Source organism: Kribbella sp. NPDC006257 (genome assembly GCF_040613535.1).
Classification (GTDB): domain Bacteria; phylum Actinomycetota; class Actinomycetes; order Propionibacteriales; family Kribbellaceae; genus Kribbella.
Window position 1 is genome coordinate 1 of the sequence record NZ_JBEXSJ010000041.1, and the last position, 16,782, is coordinate 16,782.

At 67.4% G+C, this 16,782-nt stretch carries 13 protein-coding genes and 1 pseudogene; 11 read left to right on the plus strand and 3 right to left on the minus strand.

The genetic code is table 11. The features are described 5' to 3' along the window. A pseudogene (locus tag ABZ004_RS34255) lies at positions 1 to 270 on the minus strand (patatin); the annotation flags it as partial. Positions 271 to 350: 80 nt separating this feature from the next. Here ABZ004_RS34255 and ABZ004_RS34260 point away from each other — a divergent pair. Both ABZ004_RS34260 and ABZ004_RS34265 read left to right on the plus strand, forming a co-directional pair. Next, positions 351 to 941, plus strand: a complete 591-nt coding sequence (locus ABZ004_RS34260; RefSeq protein ID WP_355685642.1) for a TetR/AcrR family transcriptional regulator — start codon at positions 351 to 353, stop codon at positions 939 to 941. Positions 942 to 1,207: 266 nt separating this feature from the next. After that, positions 1,208 to 2,539, plus strand: a complete 1,332-nt coding sequence (locus ABZ004_RS34265; RefSeq protein WP_355685541.1) for a hypothetical protein — start codon at positions 1,208 to 1,210, stop codon at positions 2,537 to 2,539. 79 nt (positions 2,540 to 2,618) lie between these two features. Here ABZ004_RS34265 and ABZ004_RS34270 read toward each other — a convergent pair whose 3' ends face one another. Further along, complete coding sequence (locus ABZ004_RS34270) at positions 2,619 to 3,653, minus strand: LacI family DNA-binding transcriptional regulator (protein ID WP_355685543.1); 1,035 nt, start codon at positions 3,651 to 3,653, stop codon at positions 2,619 to 2,621. Then, positions 3,650 to 5,203, minus strand: coding sequence for an FAD-dependent oxidoreductase (locus tag ABZ004_RS34275; RefSeq protein WP_355685545.1), 1,554 nt, complete (start codon positions 5,201 to 5,203; stop codon positions 3,650 to 3,652). Before ABZ004_RS34275 ends, ABZ004_RS34270 begins: the two co-directional genes overlap by 4 nt. Positions 5,204 to 5,368: 165 nt before the next feature. Here ABZ004_RS34275 and ABZ004_RS34280 point away from each other — a divergent pair, with 165 nt between their 5' ends. The 9 genes from ABZ004_RS34280 (at position 5,369) to ABZ004_RS34320 (ending at position 16,686) form a co-directional block, all read left to right on the plus strand. Further along, positions 5,369 to 7,021 (plus strand): FAD-dependent oxidoreductase, encoded by a 1,653-nt coding sequence (locus tag ABZ004_RS34280; protein ID WP_355685546.1) that lies wholly within the window; start codon positions 5,369 to 5,371, stop codon positions 7,019 to 7,021. Beyond that, complete coding sequence (locus tag ABZ004_RS34285) at positions 7,021 to 8,541, plus strand: FAD-dependent oxidoreductase (protein WP_355685548.1); 1,521 nt, start codon at positions 7,021 to 7,023, stop codon at positions 8,539 to 8,541. Before ABZ004_RS34280 ends, ABZ004_RS34285 begins: the two co-directional genes overlap by 1 nt. A 15-nt stretch (positions 8,542 to 8,556) precedes the next feature. Beyond that, positions 8,557 to 10,149: an extracellular solute-binding protein gene (locus tag ABZ004_RS34290; RefSeq protein WP_355685549.1), complete on the plus strand. Its 1,593-nt coding sequence runs from the start codon at positions 8,557 to 8,559 to the stop codon at positions 10,147 to 10,149. Continuing rightward, entirely contained in the window at positions 10,146 to 11,165 is a 1,020-nt protein-coding gene (locus ABZ004_RS34295) for an ABC transporter permease subunit (RefSeq protein WP_355685551.1), read from the plus strand. The genes ABZ004_RS34290 and ABZ004_RS34295 overlap by 4 nt, the downstream gene beginning before the upstream one ends. Beyond that, positions 11,159 to 12,040 carry a carbohydrate ABC transporter permease gene (locus ABZ004_RS34300; RefSeq protein WP_355685553.1) on the plus strand — a complete coding sequence of 294 codons (882 nt, stop codon included), beginning with the start codon at positions 11,159 to 11,161 and terminating at the stop codon, positions 12,038 to 12,040. Before ABZ004_RS34295 ends, ABZ004_RS34300 begins: the two co-directional genes overlap by 7 nt. Before the next feature lie 26 nt (positions 12,041 to 12,066). Then, complete coding sequence (locus ABZ004_RS34305; RefSeq protein WP_355685554.1) at positions 12,067 to 14,124, plus strand: hypothetical protein; 2,058 nt, start codon at positions 12,067 to 12,069, stop codon at positions 14,122 to 14,124. Positions 14,125 to 14,309: 185 nt separating this feature from the next. Then, complete coding sequence (locus ABZ004_RS34310) at positions 14,310 to 15,323, plus strand: expansin EXLX1 family cellulose-binding protein (protein ID WP_355685555.1); 1,014 nt, start codon at positions 14,310 to 14,312, stop codon at positions 15,321 to 15,323. A gap of 62 nt (positions 15,324 to 15,385) precedes the next feature. Then, positions 15,386 to 15,916, plus strand: a complete 531-nt coding sequence (locus ABZ004_RS34315; protein WP_355685557.1) for a SigE family RNA polymerase sigma factor — start codon at positions 15,386 to 15,388, stop codon at positions 15,914 to 15,916. Further along, the gene (locus tag ABZ004_RS34320; RefSeq protein ID WP_355685559.1) at positions 15,913 to 16,686 is read left to right on the plus strand and encodes a hypothetical protein; all 774 of its coding nucleotides are present in this window, start codon (positions 15,913 to 15,915) and stop codon (positions 16,684 to 16,686) included. Before ABZ004_RS34315 ends, ABZ004_RS34320 begins: the two co-directional genes overlap by 4 nt. The last annotated feature ends 96 nt before the right edge of the window (positions 16,687 to 16,782 follow it).

Here is a 16,782-nt window from a genome sequence, read left to right on the forward strand (position 1 = left end):
GCGCGGCCACGGCGGCAGCAACCCAGGGCCGGCGGTGAGGTGCTCGGCGACCACCGGCAGTGCGGGGTCGCCGAGCAGACCGTCGGCGAGCTCCGCCGCCGCGATACCGGAGCCGAGAAACGCCGCCAGCTCGGCCCCCGCGGACGTCCCAACGATCATGTCGGCCGACCTGGCGTCCCAGCCCAGCTCGCGTTCGGCCACGATCAGCGCGCCCACAGTCCAGGCGAAACCGACCGGCCCTCCACATCCCAGCACCAATCCACGGCTCATGCTTTCGGATACTAACGGTATTTGGATACTGTGGGAAGGTGAAGGCGGGATTGACGACTAAGCTGTGTGCTGTGCCACGGATGAACCGCGCCGACAGCCAGGCGCTGACCAGGGAGAAGCTCATCGCCACCGCGACCGAGCTGTTCCTGCGCGACGGGTACGCGGCCACGTCGCTGGACAAGCTCGCGGACGAGGCCGGGTACTCCAAGGGCGCGGTGTACTCGAACTTCGCCAACAAGGACGAGGTCTGCCTGGCCGTGGTCGACGCCATCCGGGCGCGTCAGATCGGGCGGATGCTCACGTACATGTCCGGCGCGGACACCCTTGACGGTCTCCTCGACGGTTTCCAACGCTGGGCCGACGTCACCATCGGCGACCAGGCCTGGACCGACTTCGAGGCAGAGTTCGCCACCCGGGCCCGGCACTCCGACCTGGTCCGGCGCGAACTCGCGCAGCGCAACCGCGCTGTCCGCGACGCCGTCGCGAGTCTGCTTGACGTCCACTCCCGCGAGCTCGGCATCGAGCTGCCGATGTCGGCCGCCGACTGCGCGACCGCCGTGCTCAGCCTCGGCGTCGGGCTAGGCGTGCAACGAGCCATCGACCCCGAGATCAGCATCTCTGTACTGCCCGGCGTGATGAGGCTGCTCGCCGGACAGCCAAAATCACGCTGACCCAGGGACTTTGGAGTCTGCGCGGACCGGTCATCACTGTGTGCCTGTTCAGCGACGTTTTGCGTGTGTGGACTCAGCGTCGGCCGGGGCCCGACGGAGCAGCCGCAGTTCGACTGTGCAGTAGGGTTCGCAGTGGTGTGCCGGGAAGTCTGGTCGGCGATTGCTGATGCATGTTCCGACGAAAGGCGCACGGTATGGGCTCCCCGCAAACTGGCCGCGGTGGTAAAAGGGCAGGTTCAGCGGCGGTGTTGATGCATAGCCGGCCGGTGCTGCTATTCGCGTTCGCGTTCGCGGTGATGGCCGATCCGGTGTCGTCGGTGGCTTATGCGATCGAGGCGGCGCTGCGGGCGCTCCACGGCGATCTGGCGTTGCTGCTGCCAACGATGGGCTTGGTCGTCGCGATTGTGGTGCTCGTCATCGTCAACTATCACCAGCTGGTTGCCCGCTATCCGCAAGGCGGCGGCGCCGCGGCGGCCACTGGTGAGGCATTCGGCGAGGGGGCGGCGTTCGTGCCGATCGGTGCGCTGATCGTCGACTTCGTTCTCACCATCGCCATCAGCTCTGCCGCCGGCGCATCAGCGGTCATCGCGTTCGTTCCGGCGCTCGCACCGTGGCGGGTCCTGCTCGCGGTTGCGCTGGTCGCTGTTGTTGCGGCAGGCACCTGGTTCGGGCACCTCGGCCGGACGGTGTTCGCGGTCATGACGGTCGTCTTCATCGCCTTGACCGTGGTGATCTTGGTGTCCGGACTGTTCGTCGCCCCGCAACCAACCGGTGTCACTACTGGAGACCCAGGCCATTCGCCACTGCTAGCGGTCGCGTTGGCGTTTCCGGTCGCGATGGCGCTCGCGACAGGGATCGAGGCCCCGTCATCAGCGATCGCCCAGTTGGGGCAGCTCGACGACCCCGGGCGGCGCAGGTTCGGCCGCGTCACGCTATGGCTGACTCTCGGTGTTGTCGGCACGCTGACATTGGGCCTGACCGCGCAGGCGGTCCGGCTCAGCATCGGTGTTCCACACGAGAACACCACCCAGATCGCCGAACTCGCCCGGGCCGCGGCCTCCGGGCCGGTGTTCGCCGCGTTCCAGCTGGCCACCGCACTGCTGCTGTTGTCAGCGGCCAGCTCCTCCTTCCAGGCCGGACCCGGTCTGTTCAAGGCTCTGGCCCGCCGCACCCATCCCAACGGCCCCAGCACCGGTATCCTGCCCGGCTGGGTCGGCCGGACCAACACCCACCACACCCCGTACTGGGCTGTCGTGGTGTTCGCAGTCGCGGCCGGAATCGTCACCGCCGCAGCCGGAGGCCGCGACCAGCAACTGGTCTTGTTCTACGCCGCCTCGGTGTTCGTCAGCTTCCTGGCCGGCTTGGTCGCAATGGCCCGCTTCTCGCTGCGTGAACGACACCACGGGTTCCTGATCATCAACCTGCTGGGCGCCGTCGCGGTGACCTTCACCCTCGTAGTCAACCTGACCCGAGGAGACCCCATCATCTCCATCGGCGCAGCGCTGGCCATCGCCGCCGGCCTCTACCGTTTGTGGGTCCGATCGGGCAGGCCACGCGGCATCCGCAACATCGCAGCCGAGGCCGAACTCGCGGATTGACCGCCCCCGCTACGGGCGAGTCGGCGGGGTTGGCTGTGACTACCTCAACTTCATCCGCTCACGAGTGCTGGCAAGCACGCTACCGCGGCGGCGGTCCCGCCGTTCCCTCCAGCGAGTGGGCGCACGGCAACAGGATCTGCCGGTCATAATCGCCGTCCGGATCGGTCAGCAGAGTCGTCAACAACCGCACCGCCCGGCGGCCCATCGCGTTCCGCGGAATCCGGAGGGTTGCCCACGGCATCGAGCTGATCTCGTTCTCGTCGTCGACCAGCAGCACGACCGACAGATCGCCAGGCACGCTCAATCCCCGCAGGCTGATCATCGCCGCGAGCACCCGCAGCAGGCTGACCGACTCGACCAGGATCGCCGTCGTTCCAGCTGCCAACGCTTGATCCAGCCAAGCAGTCGTCACCCCGGACGGCTGATCGAACACCGGCGACGGCACCGGCAGATCGAACCGCTCCAGCGCACCAGCGAACCCGGACCACCGATCGACCTGTGGCTCGTCCCGCTCGGCCTCACCGAGGTACGCGAACGCCCGGTGCCCCAACGCCACCAGATCGTCGACGATCTCCCCAGTGGCGGTCCGGTAATCACCCCCCACATAGCTGATCGACGCACCCGGCACCTCCCGATGACCGATGTACACGAACGGATACCCCTCGAACGCGAGCCGCGCGAGATCCTCCCGATCGGCGTGATGACCCAGCAACAGACTCCCGGACGCCTGCCGGAGACGATTCGTGTCGTCCGCGAAGATCCGTCGTACACCGGCCTCGTCGGGAGCGGCCGTGAACAGGACGAGATTGCACCCGTCGACCGCCGCCTGCTCCTCGATCCCGCGCAGGAACTCGAAGTAGTAGTCGCGCGAGCTCGTAGGGAAGATCGGCTCGAACGTGTGCACGCCGAGCAGGTGCGGGCTCGTCCGCGGGACCGCCCGGCGCGGCCCGGTCGGCGCGTACTGCAGTCGCCGCGCCGCATCCATCACCCGTCGCTGCGTCCCCGCGGAGATCCGGCCCAGGTCGGCGGTCCCGTTCATCACCATCGAGACGGTCGACTGCGACACCCCGGCCGCCTTCGCCACGTCCGCCTGCCGTGAAGCCGAGCGCTTCATGCCGCCTCCCCTCTGGGCCACCCAACGATGCCACCTGCTCCGGTCAGTTCGCGCCGGAGGTCGTCGTACGCAACCTCCTGTACGGCGACGCCCGCCGCGACCGCGGACGCCGCCGCGCATCCGGCCGCCTCACCGACGGTCATGAACACAGGCTCCATCCGCACCGAGGAGAACGCCACATGCGACGCCGAAACGGTCGCCGCGACGAGCAGATTCGTGCACTCTTCAGTACGCGGAACGATCGCGCGATACGACACTCCGAACGGCTGGGCCAGCGGTGCCTGCACGTTGCCCTCGTTGCGCGGATGCCCGTCCACGAGCACGCGCTTCGCGTTGTGCGAGTCCATCACGTACGACGCGACCGCGATCGGGTCGGGTACGACGGTCCGCCCGGTCGCCTCGTGTTGCGTGATCACATGCCCGGATACCATCCGCCGACCCTCCCGGATGTAGAGCTGATGCGGCCACTGCGACGTTGCCTCGAACTCACCCGGCGCCAACCCGAACGCACCCGTCGCCTCCCGAACGTCGGCCGGCAACTCGAGCGAGGTCGAGAGGTAGTGCAGAAGGCCGGCCTGGTAACGGACATGGTCCTGGAACAGCGCTTCCCGGCCTACGTAATCGGCCTCCGGCCATTCATCGCTCGCTCCGATGTGGTCGGAGGAGAAGGCGCCGTGGTTGTTCATGTCGAACACGTTCCCATGCACCCGCGTGGTCCGTCCGAACAACTCGTACACGCCGGCGTCGATGTACCGACGCAAAAGCTCGTACCGGGAAGCGTCGTACCCCTCCGGCCGCGGGAACGGCAGCCGACCCGGCCCGTTGGTCACATGCAAGCGGAAGTTGTACGCCTGCACGTGCCGATCGCCGGACCCGATCGGCCCGTGCGGCTCGGCGGAGATCCCCGGCAGCAGCCCACTCGACGGCTGTCCCGGTACGACGTACGGATCGACCGGCCGCTCGAATTGGTGGTTGATGCTCCGCTGCACCCCCGCCAGCGGTTCGCCGTACACGTCGGTCGCCTCACGGCCGACCACGTACGAAACCCCAGCCGCTGCCAGCAGATCCCCTTCGTACGACGCGTCGACGTAAACCTTCCCGCGGTACGTCGATCCGTCGTCGGTGCGGAGCTCCGTGATGCGTCCACCCTGCCGACTCACCTCCAACAGGTGGCGTCGGCGGCGCATTACGACCCCCGCATCGACCAACCAGCGCAGGAAGATCTCCTCAGCCACACCCGCCTCGACCTTCCAGTGCGGACTCGGCGCCTTGTACACGGCCGCGACCTCGGCATAGAACGAGCGCGCCAACCCGCCGACAGTCGCCGGATCGCCCACATCGGTCTCACCCAGGCCGGACGCGGTCATGCCGCCGACCCGGTCGTCGAACGCGAGCAGAACGACACTCAGACCGGCCCGGGCGGCCCGGACCGCGGCAATGACCCCGCCGGAGGTCGCGCCGTACACCACGACGTCGGCGTCCAACTGATCGATTGGTTCGGACACGGGCGGCAGCCGGTGGTAGTGGAGACCTTCGAGAGCTGGCGTCATGCGAACCGTTGTATCACTCGAGCTGCTGATAATCAGCAAATACTTCATAGCGCCGAAATGCTTCTGCAACGAGGTATTGACACGGACCGGCGGTCCGAGCGTACGCTGATCCGCAATTCTCCAAGACAATTATGCTGAAGTATTAGCAGATATGAGGACGGTTCTGTGAGTGATCGTGAGCTGAGCGCCAGCCTCCTGGTGGTGGGCGGCGGCCTGGGCGGTGTCGCGGCGGCCCTGACCGCGGCCAAGCTGGGGCACCAGGTGGTGCTGACCGAGGAGACGAGCTGGCTCGGTGGCCAGCTGACCTCGCAGGCGGTGCCGTCCGACGAGCACCCGTGGATCGAGAGCCGGCACATCTCGTCCGGCTACCGCGAGCTGCGGACCCGGATCCGCGACTACTACCGCCGCAACTATCCGCTGACTCCGGCCGCCGCAGCTGAGCCGAAGCTCAACCCCGGTCTCGGCAACGTCAGCCGCCTCTGCCACGAGCCGCGCGTCGGCGTCGCGGTCATCGACGAACTCCTCGCGCCGTACATCTCCGCAGGCCGGATCATCGTCCTCTACCACCACGTCCCGATCGCAGCGACGACCGACGGCGACCACGTCACCTCCGTCACGCTGGACAACAACGGCAACCTGGTCACCGTGACCGCCCAGCTTATCGTTGACGCAACCGAGCTGGGTGATCTGCTCGAGCTGGCCGGCGTAGAGCACGTGCTCGGAGCCGAAGCGCAGAGCGAGACCGGCGAGCAGTTCGCCGCCGGGACCGCGGACCCGATGGACCAGCAGGCGATCACCTGGTGCTTCCCGCTGGAGTACCGGCCCGGCGAGGACCACACCGTCGACCGGCCGGCGTCCTACACCCACTGGAAGACCCACGTCGACCCGTTCTGGCCGAACCCGCAGCTGTCGTGGCGGAAGATCGACATCCGCACGATGGAGGGCCGGGAGAACCGGATCTTCGAGGTCGACCTGGATCTCCCGTACGCCGCTGACCTGTGGCACTTCCGCCGGATCCGCGCCCGCAGCCAGTTCGACCGGTCCGTGATCGACACCGACATCTCCCTGGTCAACTGGCCGAACGTCGACTACTGGGAGTCCCCGCTGATCGGGCCGGGCACCGACAAAGAGCGTGCGCTCGAGCGCTGTCGTGAGCTGTCCCTCTCCTACCTGCACTGGATGCAGACCGAAGCGCCCAACCACGAAGGCGGCCAGGGATACCCGGGCCTCAAGCTGCGCCCAGACCTCACGGGTACGGCGGACGGCCTGGCCATGGCGCCGTACATCCGCGAATCCCGCCGGATCCGCGCGCGGAAGACGATCCTGGAGCAGCACGTCGCCGTCGTGGACCGCCCCGAAGGCCAAGGCGCCGAGTTCTTCCCCGATGGTGTCGGCGTCGGCCACTACAACATCGACCTGCACCCGAGCACGGCCGGTGTGAACTACGTCAACCTCGAGGTGTACCCGTTCCAGATCCCGCTCGGTGCGCTGATCCCGCAACGGGTCCGTAACCTCCTGCCGGCGAACAAGAACATCGGCACCACCCACCTGACGAATGGTTGCTATCGGCTCCATCCGGTCGAGTGGAGCATCGGCGAGGCCGTCGGCGCGCTCGCGGCCCAGTGCCTGAGCACCAACTCCGAGCCGCACGCCGTCGCCGACGCAGCGCAGCAGACCGAAGATCTGCAGCGCACCCTGACCGGTACTCTCGGCGTGCCGGTGAAGTGGCCGGACGACATCGCCCGCACCCGGCCGTCACAGGCATCCAACCCGACCCCGGTGCATGCCGCACCGGAACGCCGCGTGAAGGCCGGCTGATGGATCACGACTACGACATCATCATCTACGGCGCCTCGCTCGCCGGGATCATGGCCGCCACCAGACTCCGGCTCAGGGGCTATCGCAGCCTCGTGCTCGAGCCGACCGGTCACGTCGGCGGCATCGTCGCCGGCGGCCTGGTGAAGAGCGACACTCCCAACACGATGGCCGCGCTCGCCGGTCTGACCCACAGCCGGTTCTTCCGAGGCATCGCAGCGGCGTACGACGCCGATGGGCGGCCGGACGGACCGCAGTACCGTTTCGAGCCGAAGGTTGCCGAAGGCATCGCCCAGCAGCTCCTCGACGACGCGAAAGCCGTTGTCCTGGCGAACGAACGCATCCACGGCAAGGACGACGTCGAGGTCCGCGGCGACCGGATCCGGGCCGTCCGCACCAGCCACGGCTGGCGACGAGCACGAGCCTTCGTGGACGCGTCGTACGAGGGTGACCTGCTCGCCGCCGCCGGAGTCCCGTACGCCGTCGGTCGCGAGCCGGCCGGCCGGTACGACGAACCCCTCGGCGGATTCCTGCCCGGCCGGGCCTACCGCCGGCGGTCCTTCCGGCCGAACACCTTGTACCCGGTCAGATCCGTGCCGACCGAGAAGGCCGGTGAAGGCGACCTCAAGACCCAGGCGTACAACTTCCGTGGTGTCCTCGACACCGGCCCGGACCGGCTGCCGTTCGAGAAGCCGGACGACTACGACGCCAAGCTCTACACGTACCTCGGCCAGCTGCTCGAGCAGCGTGGCATCCGGGGTCTGTCGGATATCGTCACCCACACCGCTCTGCTGCCGAACGGCAAGTACCAGACCAACCAGGCGCTGTACGTCGGCTTCGACCTTCCGGGTGCGTCCTGGGACTACCCGGACGGCACGTGGCAGCGTCGCGACGAGGTGATCGCGGAGCACGTCCGCTGGCACCGCGGAATGCTCTATTGGCTGGTCAACGATCCTTCCCTGCCGGAGACGTTCCGCGCGGACACCCGGCGGTTCGGACTCCCGCCGGACGAGTTCACCGACAGCCCTTATGGACCGGGGTTTCCGCACGCGCTGTACATCCGGGAGGCGCGCCGGATGATCGGTCAGACCGTGCTCACCCAGCACGATCTCCGCAAGCCCGGCAACACCAAGGCGACGCCGGTCTGCTGCTGGAACTACGGCATCGACTGCCACATCGTCCAGTACTACCCCGAAGGCGACGACACGATCGTCGGCGAGGGAACCGTGACCGGAACCGAGAAGAACGGCCCGGTCGACCTCTACCAGCTCCCCGCCGAGGTCCTCTTCCCGGCCCGCGGTGGGGTCGCGAACCTCGTCGTACCGATCTGTTTCTCGGCCAGTCATGTCGGCTACCTGTCCGCCCGGATGGAGCCGAACTACGGGATGCTCGGCGAGGCCGCGGGAGAGCTGCTGGCTCAGTCGCTGCGGACCGGCCAGGCCGTCCAGGACTACGACTACCCGGCGCTCGCCGCCGCCCTGACCGAGCACGGCAGCGTTCTCAGCCTGCCCGAGCTCCACTGACCCTAGGAGAAAGCCATGCAGTCCAACAGGCGGCAGTTCCTCACGCTGAGCGGCGTCTCGTTGCTCGCGGCAACCTCCGGGACCGTGCTGGCGGGCTGCGGTGGATCCGGCAACCCGGCTTCGACGGCGAAGGCCGCCGCGAAGGCGACGCCGCCCGACTACGTGCCGTACGGCCTGGTCGAGCCCGACCTTCCGGGTACGGCGAAGGGCGTCATGCCCGGCTTCTTCAAGTACCCGCGGAAGCTGGTCGACGCGTACAAGGACAAGCCCGGCGCCGGTGCGGGTGACGTCAAGATCCTCACCAACATGTTCAACCCGGCCCCTCCCGGCGTCGGCAGCAACGCCTACTGGAAGGCGCTGAACGATCGGGTCGGTGCCAACCTCGACATCACGATGACCCCGGCCGCGGACTACGTCAGCAAGCTGTCGACGGTCGTCGCCGGTGGTGACCTGCCGGACATCATGATGATCGCGTCGAAGTTCCCCAACCGCGGCGAGATGCTGAGCAGGCTCTGCGCCGATCTGACCCCGCACCTGTCCGGGGCAGCGATCAAGGACTATCAGTTCCTGGCGAACCTGCCGACCGAGTCGTGGTTCCAGGCGATGTACAAGGGTGGGATCCACGCGATCCCGATCGCGCGGTCGGTGATCGGCACGATCCTGTTCAGCCGCGCCGACCTGATCAAGGCGCGCTCGCTGAACCCGGAGCCGGCCGGCTACGCAGAGTTCGTGGAGCTGGCGAAGGCCCTGACCGATGCCAAGGGCAACCACTGGGCGTTCGGTGCGAGCAAGGGTGTGACCACCTTCATCGGCAACATGCTCGGCGTACCGAATGTCTGGAAGCTCGACGGCGGCAGGTTCGTCTCCGAGCTGGAGGTCCCCGAGCGCAAGGAGGCTGTCGCCCGGACGGCTGAGCTCTACAAGGCCGGCGTCTTCCACCCCGACTCGCTCGGCGGCAAGCTGAACCTGCGCGACCTCTTCGGCAACGGCACGATCGCGCTGAACGCCGACGGGTACGCCGCCTGGGACCTGATGGCCGACACGTACGGCGTCGACGTCGGCGCAATGCCCGTGCCGGGCTTCGACGGTGGCAAGCCCGTGCAGCGAGAGGGCGCCGCGATCTTCGCGCTGACCGCGTTCAAGAAGGCGGACGACGACCGGGTCAAGCAGCTGCTACGGATCTGTGACTGGCTGGCCGCGCCGCTCGGGACCAGCGAGTACATGTTCCGCCGGTTCGGGGTCGAGGGCGTCCACTACACCTGGAAGGACGACAAGCCCGAACGGACGTCTGTCGGCAAGACCCAGGTCAGCCTCCCGCTCGAGTACGTCGCCGACGCGCCGCACGTCTTGGGCCCGTCGAACGAACAGCGTGTCCGGGTGCAACGCGCGTACCAGGAGAAGATCGTCCCGAACCTGCTCGCGAATCCCGGTGCCGCGCTCTACTCCGCGACCTCGATCAGCAAGTCCGACGGGCTGGACAAGCTGATCAACGCCGCCGAGCTCGACATCATCTCCGGCCGCAAGCCGCTGAGCTCGTGGGACGACGCCGTCGCCACCTGGAAGAAGCGCGGCGGCGACAAGATTCGCGAAGAGTACGCGAACCAGTGAGCACCCGTGAACGATCCAGAGTCGACAGGTCGCCCACCTACAACCAGGCGGGCGCGCAGGTCTACGACACCAGCAAATTCAGGAAGCATCCCAAGAAAAACATGCTGTCCGGCTGGGAGAGGTTCCGGCGCGATCGGTTTCTTCTGCTGATCGGACTGCCCGGGATCCTGCTGCTGGTCCTGTTCCACTACATCCCGCTGCTGGGGAACGTGATCGCGTTCAAGGACTACCAGCCGTATCTCGGCATCGCGGAAGCGCCGTGGGCCGGCCTGGACAATTTCCGGGTGGTGATCGACGGCGATCCGGATTTCGTCAACGCACTCGTCAACACACTGGTCATCTCGTCCGTGCAGCTCGTTCTGGTCTTCCCGGTGCCGATCGCGCTCGCCCTCCTGCTCAACTCGCTGCTGAGCGAACGCCTCAAGCGGGTTGCCCAGTCGATCCTCTACCTGCCGCACTTCATGTCCTGGGTGATCGTCGTCGCGATCTTCCAGCACATGCTCGGCAACGCGGGCCTCTACAACACGTGGGCCCGTGCGCACGACCTGCCGCTGCTGCAGATCATCGGCAACCCTGACCTGTTCATCCCGTTGATCACCTCGCAGGTGATCTGGAAGGACGCCGGCTGGAGCACGATCATTTTCCTGGCCGCGATGTCCCGCGTCGACACACAGCTCTACGAATCGGTCGCCGTCGACGGCGGCGGACGCTCGCGGCAGCTCTGGCACGTCACCCTGCCGGCGATCCGCCCAGTGATCGTCCTGCTGCTCATCCTCCGGCTCGGCGATGTCCTGTCGGTCGGGTTCGAGCAGATCTTCCTGCAACAAGGCCCGGTCGGCCTCGATGCCTCGGAGGTGCTCGATACGTACGTCTACAACCACGGCATCGTCGGAGGCGCGTGGGGTGTGGCCGCCGCGGTCGGCCTGGTGAAGGGCCTGATCGGCACGATCCTCGTGCTGAGCGCCAACAAGGTCGCCCATCTGTTCGGCGAGAGAGGGGTGTACGCGAAGTGGTAGCTCTGATCAGCGGTACGGCGCCGCCCAGCAACCCGATGCGTGGCGCGAAGGGCGTCGTCCTGATCTTCGCGTGCGCGCTCGTGCTCGTGCCCTTCCTCGCCGTCATCTCGACCTCACTGGCCGGCCAGCAGCAGATCACCAGTTCCGGCGGGTACGTCCTGTTTCCGCACGATCCGTCGTTCGCGGCGTACGAAGCGATCTTCCGCGGCGGCGTCGTCACGCGGGCGACCATCGTTTCCGTCCTGCTCACCGTCGTCGGGTCCGGACTCTCGATCGTCGTTGTGGTCTCGATCGCGTACTCGCTGTCCAGGCCTGGTTCGTGGGGTCAGCGTCCGTTGCTCTTCCTGGTGTTGTTCACGATGCTGTTCAGCGCCGGCATCATCCCGAACTACCTGCTGATCAAGGAGCTCGGCCTGATCGACTCCTACTGGGCGCTGATCCTGCCCGGTCTGACCAGTGCGTTCCAGATCATCATCGTCCGCGCCTTCTTCCTCGACGTACCGGCCGAGATCATCGACGCCGCGCGGATCGACGGCGCGAACGAGCTGCAGATCCTCACCCGGGTGATGCTGCCGTTGTCGAAGGCGGTTGTCGCCGTCGTCGGCCTGTTCAGCGCGGTCGGCTACTGGAACGCGTACTTCAACGCGATCCTCTACATCAATTCCCCGCAGAAGTGGCCGCTCCAGCTGGTCCTGCGTACGTATGTCGTCGACAACACCTCCGTCGGCGGCGATCTCCCCGGCGAGGTGATGCCGCCGCAGCAGTCGCTGCAGATGGCGATCCTGGTCGTTTCGCTCGTCCCGATCTGCCTGGTCTATCCCTTCCTGCAACGGCACTTCGCCAAGGGCATCGTGCTCGGCGCTGTGAAGGGCTGACCTCCTCCGAGAGAAAGGTCCGCCAAATGCCTTCCGAGGAATCCCCGCAACTCAGCCGTCGAGCCCTGTCCGTCTTCGGTGTCGCCGGTCTCGCCACCGCCGTCGCCGTCCAACCAGCCCAGGCCACCCCCACGAAGCACCTCGCCAGTAGCTCGACCTCAAGTGTTGCGGCCCTCCGAGCCACTCCAGGTACCACCGACGGTGAGCAACTCCTACTCCTCGGCTACTTCGCCGACACCCCAGGCCTGGGCGCCGGCGTCGTCTACTGGGACGCCGACGCCACCGAGCCCGACGACGGCGGCCTGGTCTTCGCCGTCGCCGGTACGACGACCGGCCGGTGGAAACGCCCGTACGCGAACGAGATCGACCTCTCCTGGTACGGCGTCACCGGGGCCGGCACCGTGGACGACTCACCCGCCCTCCAGCGCGCGGTGAACGCGCTCACCCACGGCGGCACGATCACCATCGGCCCAGGCGTCGTACGTCTCGAGCAGACGATCACCGTCACGCGCGTCCCGGTGATCTTCAAGGGCGCCGGTGCGAGCGACGAGTTCGGGTCCGGTACCCAGATCCTGCTCGCGACCGGGACACTCGACGGCTTTGTCCTCTCCGGAGTGCACGGCGGTGGCTTCCGCGACCTGCAGATGCACGGCGAGAGCCTGACCGGCGGCGCGATGATCCGGACCCAGATGGAAGGGGCTATCGGCAACTATCTGCTGTCGTTCTCCGACTGCCGGTTCATGGACGGCTACAACGGCGTCATCCTGCGCAGCGCCAACACGGTCCGCTTCCGCAACTGCGTCTGGAACGGATTCACCGGCCAGCAAGTGATCCTGCTCAACGGCCAGAACGACGTGTCCCGCGCCGATCCCGTCGAGTTCGTCCAGTGCGCGGTCGCCGCCGGTACGGCAAACCCCACGGTCGACAATGTGGTGATCGACGGTCAGGGCGGCTCCATCAAGTTCATCGCGACCGCGATCCTGTTCGGTCACCACGGGATCTGGATGCGCAACACCACCGGAGCGGCCGGCCCGAAGTTCCTGTACTTCGAAGGCGGTGGGTTCGAGAACGGTCACGGCGTACCGGTGCTGCTCGAAGCGGGTGCGCAGGCTCAGTTCATCAACACCTACATCTCGGCCGACAACGAGTCGGACGCGATCCGGGTGAGCTCCGGATTCATCGGTACGGCGACGTTCGCGAACTCGGTCATCCGCGGCTGCGGCCGGCACGGGATCGACATCGGTTCGACCCGGATCACGGTCACCGGCTGCCTGATCGGCAACAACGGCCGGCTGGCGCATCCGTCGTTCTCGCAGCCGATCACCGCGGTTGCGTCCTCGGCGGCCGGCGTCCGGATCACCACCGCCGCCCCGCACACGTGGGAGACCGACGATCGCGTGACGCTGCAGGCCGTCGGAGGAGCCGTCGAGCTCAACGCGGCCTGGCCGATCGCGGTGGTGAATGCGACGTCGTTCGACCTGGTGGGGGCGTCGCTCGCACATCCGTGGACGTCTGGCGGTCTCGTGTTCCGCAACGGGTCGGGTATCAACATCCGGCCGACGGCCAGTCGGCTGGTGATCACCGGGAACGCGATCGGTGGACTCTCCGAAGGCACCAACCGGCAGGAGTACGGGATCGTCAACCGGAGTGGCGACGTACTTGCCGCTAACAACGAACTCACCGGCAACATCACCGGTCCGTACCTGACCTACCTCCCGGCCCGCTTCACCAACAACAAGGGCGTCGAGCAGACCGACGGATGGCTCACGCTGCGTCTCCCGGATGCGGTGACCGACGGCGCGTACGACTTCAGCGACCTCTTGTACGTCGACGGTCGCCCCATCCTGGTCACCCGGATCGCACGATCGGTCGGCGCCGGATCCTGCAAGGTCCGACTCGAGACGAACGGCAATCCGATCGGGGGTACGGCCATCGCCGTCTCCACCACGGCACAAGCGACCAAGCTGGCCGCGCCCATCAGTGTCGACGGGACGGCCGCGCCGGTGCGGCTGCAGGTCCGCGTCAGCGAAGCCGCAGCCGCAGCCGGTCTGTCGGTCCAGTTCGGCTATCAGATCCAGGCCTGATCTGCCTCAGTAGCCGGTGACGTCGGGCCAGCCGAGCGGGATCCGGAACGGATGGCTGGCCACTGCGAGCGTGTACGGCGTGACCGTCTACTGATCCGAACCGGTTGGCCGAGTCGGCGGCAACCTTTTTGCCTTGGGTGGCAACTGGGGTGTGGACGTCGACTCGATCAACCGGACGGATGGGTATGAGGACAACGAAACACGGCGCGGAGCAGGGGCCGAAAACGCAGTGGCAGTACGTCGGTATTCCGGTGGCTCTGCTGGCCGTCGGCGTAGCGGTCTGCCTGGTCGCCGTCTTCCTCACCAAGGCCGACGCCGAGCCCCGGCGTACCGCCGGCGGGTCCGTCGCGGCTGCCAAGGGCGGCGTCCCGCTCGAATCCGGCTCTCCGGACGCGACGGCCGACGCCACCACCGCGCCGACACAGCCGCCGGTCACGAGCCCCTCGCCATCACGCCGTACGCCGACACCTTCGGCCGCCGCCAAGCCGCCCGCGGCCAAGCGCACCGCGCCCGTGACTTCCAGCACACCGCGCACGCAGAGCACACCAAGCAGGGAGTCGGCTGGGGCAGCAGGATCCTTGGCCGGGCGGATCAAGCCTGGCGTTCGGTACGACGGTGTCGCGACCGCCTACGAGGCAGGTGACGGTAATGGCGCCTGCCTCTTCGGCCCGTCCGGCGGCGACCTGATGATCGCGGCGATGAACCACACCGACTACGAGTCGGCCAAGGCCTGTGGGGCGTACGTACAGGTCCGCGCCGCCAACGGGGCCTCCATCACGGTACGGATCGTCAACGACTGCCCGTTGCCCTGCGCGCCCGGGCAACTCGACCTCAGCCAACAGGCCTTCGCCAAGCTCGCCAAGCTCTCCGTCGGCCGGCTCCCGATCACCTGGAAGCTGCTGAGCCCTGCCGCAGCCGGCACGATCTCCATCCGCTACAAGGATGGATCCAGCCAGTACTGGTGCGGCATCCAGGCGATCGGTCACCGCAACCCGTTGGCCACGCTCGAGGTCGAGACCGCCAAGGGCTGGCGAAAGCTGCAGCGCACCGGCTACAACTACTTCCTCTCCCCCGACGGCAGCGGCTGCGGCAAAGCGATCAGGATCACCGACATCTATGGTGAGCGGCTGACCATCCGCGGGATCGCGCTCAGACCCGAGGTCGCACAGCCGACCCGGGTCCAGTTCGCCCGGCATTGAGCGCTGTTACGCTCGGGCCGATTGTTAACGCGCACATCGCAGGGAGAGGGCAACCGCGGGAGATGCTCCTCGACGACGCGCCGGCGGAGTTCCACGACTTCTTCGAACGCCACCACGCTGAACTCGCTCGCCTCGCCCACCTGCTGACCGGCGAGAAGGACGCGGCCGACGACCTCGCCGCCGATGCGCTGGTCGCCCTGTGGCAACGCTGGGACCGGTTGCGGGCGGCGCACCACCCGGTCGCCTACGCCCGCGGCGTCGTGGCCAACCTGGCGCGGGAACGGATCCGGAGTACGGTCCGGGAGCGACGGCGGGTTGCGCTGTTCTGGTCACGGAGTACGGAAGTAGTGGACGGGCCGGACACCGCGGTCGTGCTGGACGTCCGGGCCGCACTCACCCGGTTGCCGTTCCGTAAGCGGGCGTGTGTGGTCCTGCGGCACGCCTTCGACCTGTCGGAGAAGGACACCGCCGCCGCGCTGGGCATCTCGGTCGGTACGGTGAAAAGCCAGACCTCGAAGGGGATGGCCGAGCTGGAACGGTTGCTCGGCGCAACAACAGCCGGCGAACTAGCGGCGGGAAGGAGGAACCTGTGAACGAAGAGCTCAGCCGACGGCTACGCGAGGCCGCCGAGGCCCACGAGCCCAACCGCGCAAGGATCCTGGCGCGCGTCGAGCGCGGCGCGGCCGACCCCACCGTCCGGCACCGCAGGCCTTCGATCGCGAGGTCATGGCCGAAGGCGGCGATCGTCGGCCTCGTCGCCACCGCCACTCTGGCAACCGGTGGTCTCGCTGTTGCCGCCATCGGCGGAGTTCCGTTGCTGCCGGCCCCCGCGCCCACTCGCGCACTCCCGCCCCCGACCGCCACCTCCACTCCGACGCCATCGGCCCGCGCCACCAGCACTACCCCGGCCACCAACCCACCCACCTCCCCGCGCAGCTCGCGCCCGACTCCGCCTGCCACCAGCCGGTTCCAGAACGGGCCGCTGTGGTCCCAGGGCTCGATAGACGCAGACAGCAACGCCTTCTGGGCCGAGAGCAAGCTGACTCTCAAGACGAACCAGCCGCTCACCTCGCTCACCGTGGAACTGCGCATTGCCCAGACCGGCGGCGTACAGATGACCGGCAACTGGCGGACCCTGCCGAGCGAGTTCTTCACCGTCACTGTCCAGCAGTCCGGCGGTGCACTGCTCTACCGCTGGGTCCTCAACCCAGGTCGCACTGTGCCGGTCGGACAGCACGTGTTCGCCGCGCAGTACAACCACGCCACTGGCGTCCGTAAGGCCAAGGGTGACGGCTACGAGGTCCACGCCCAGAGCAAAGGCGGCTCCAGCACGGTCTCAGGAGGATTCACTCCGCCCCGATGAGCGCGTAGGGAGCAAGGTCGGCCGACAGATCCGCGGTGTTCCAGTACTGCGGCTTCATGACGTAGACCAGATCCGGCTCGTCACCGCCATCCTGGA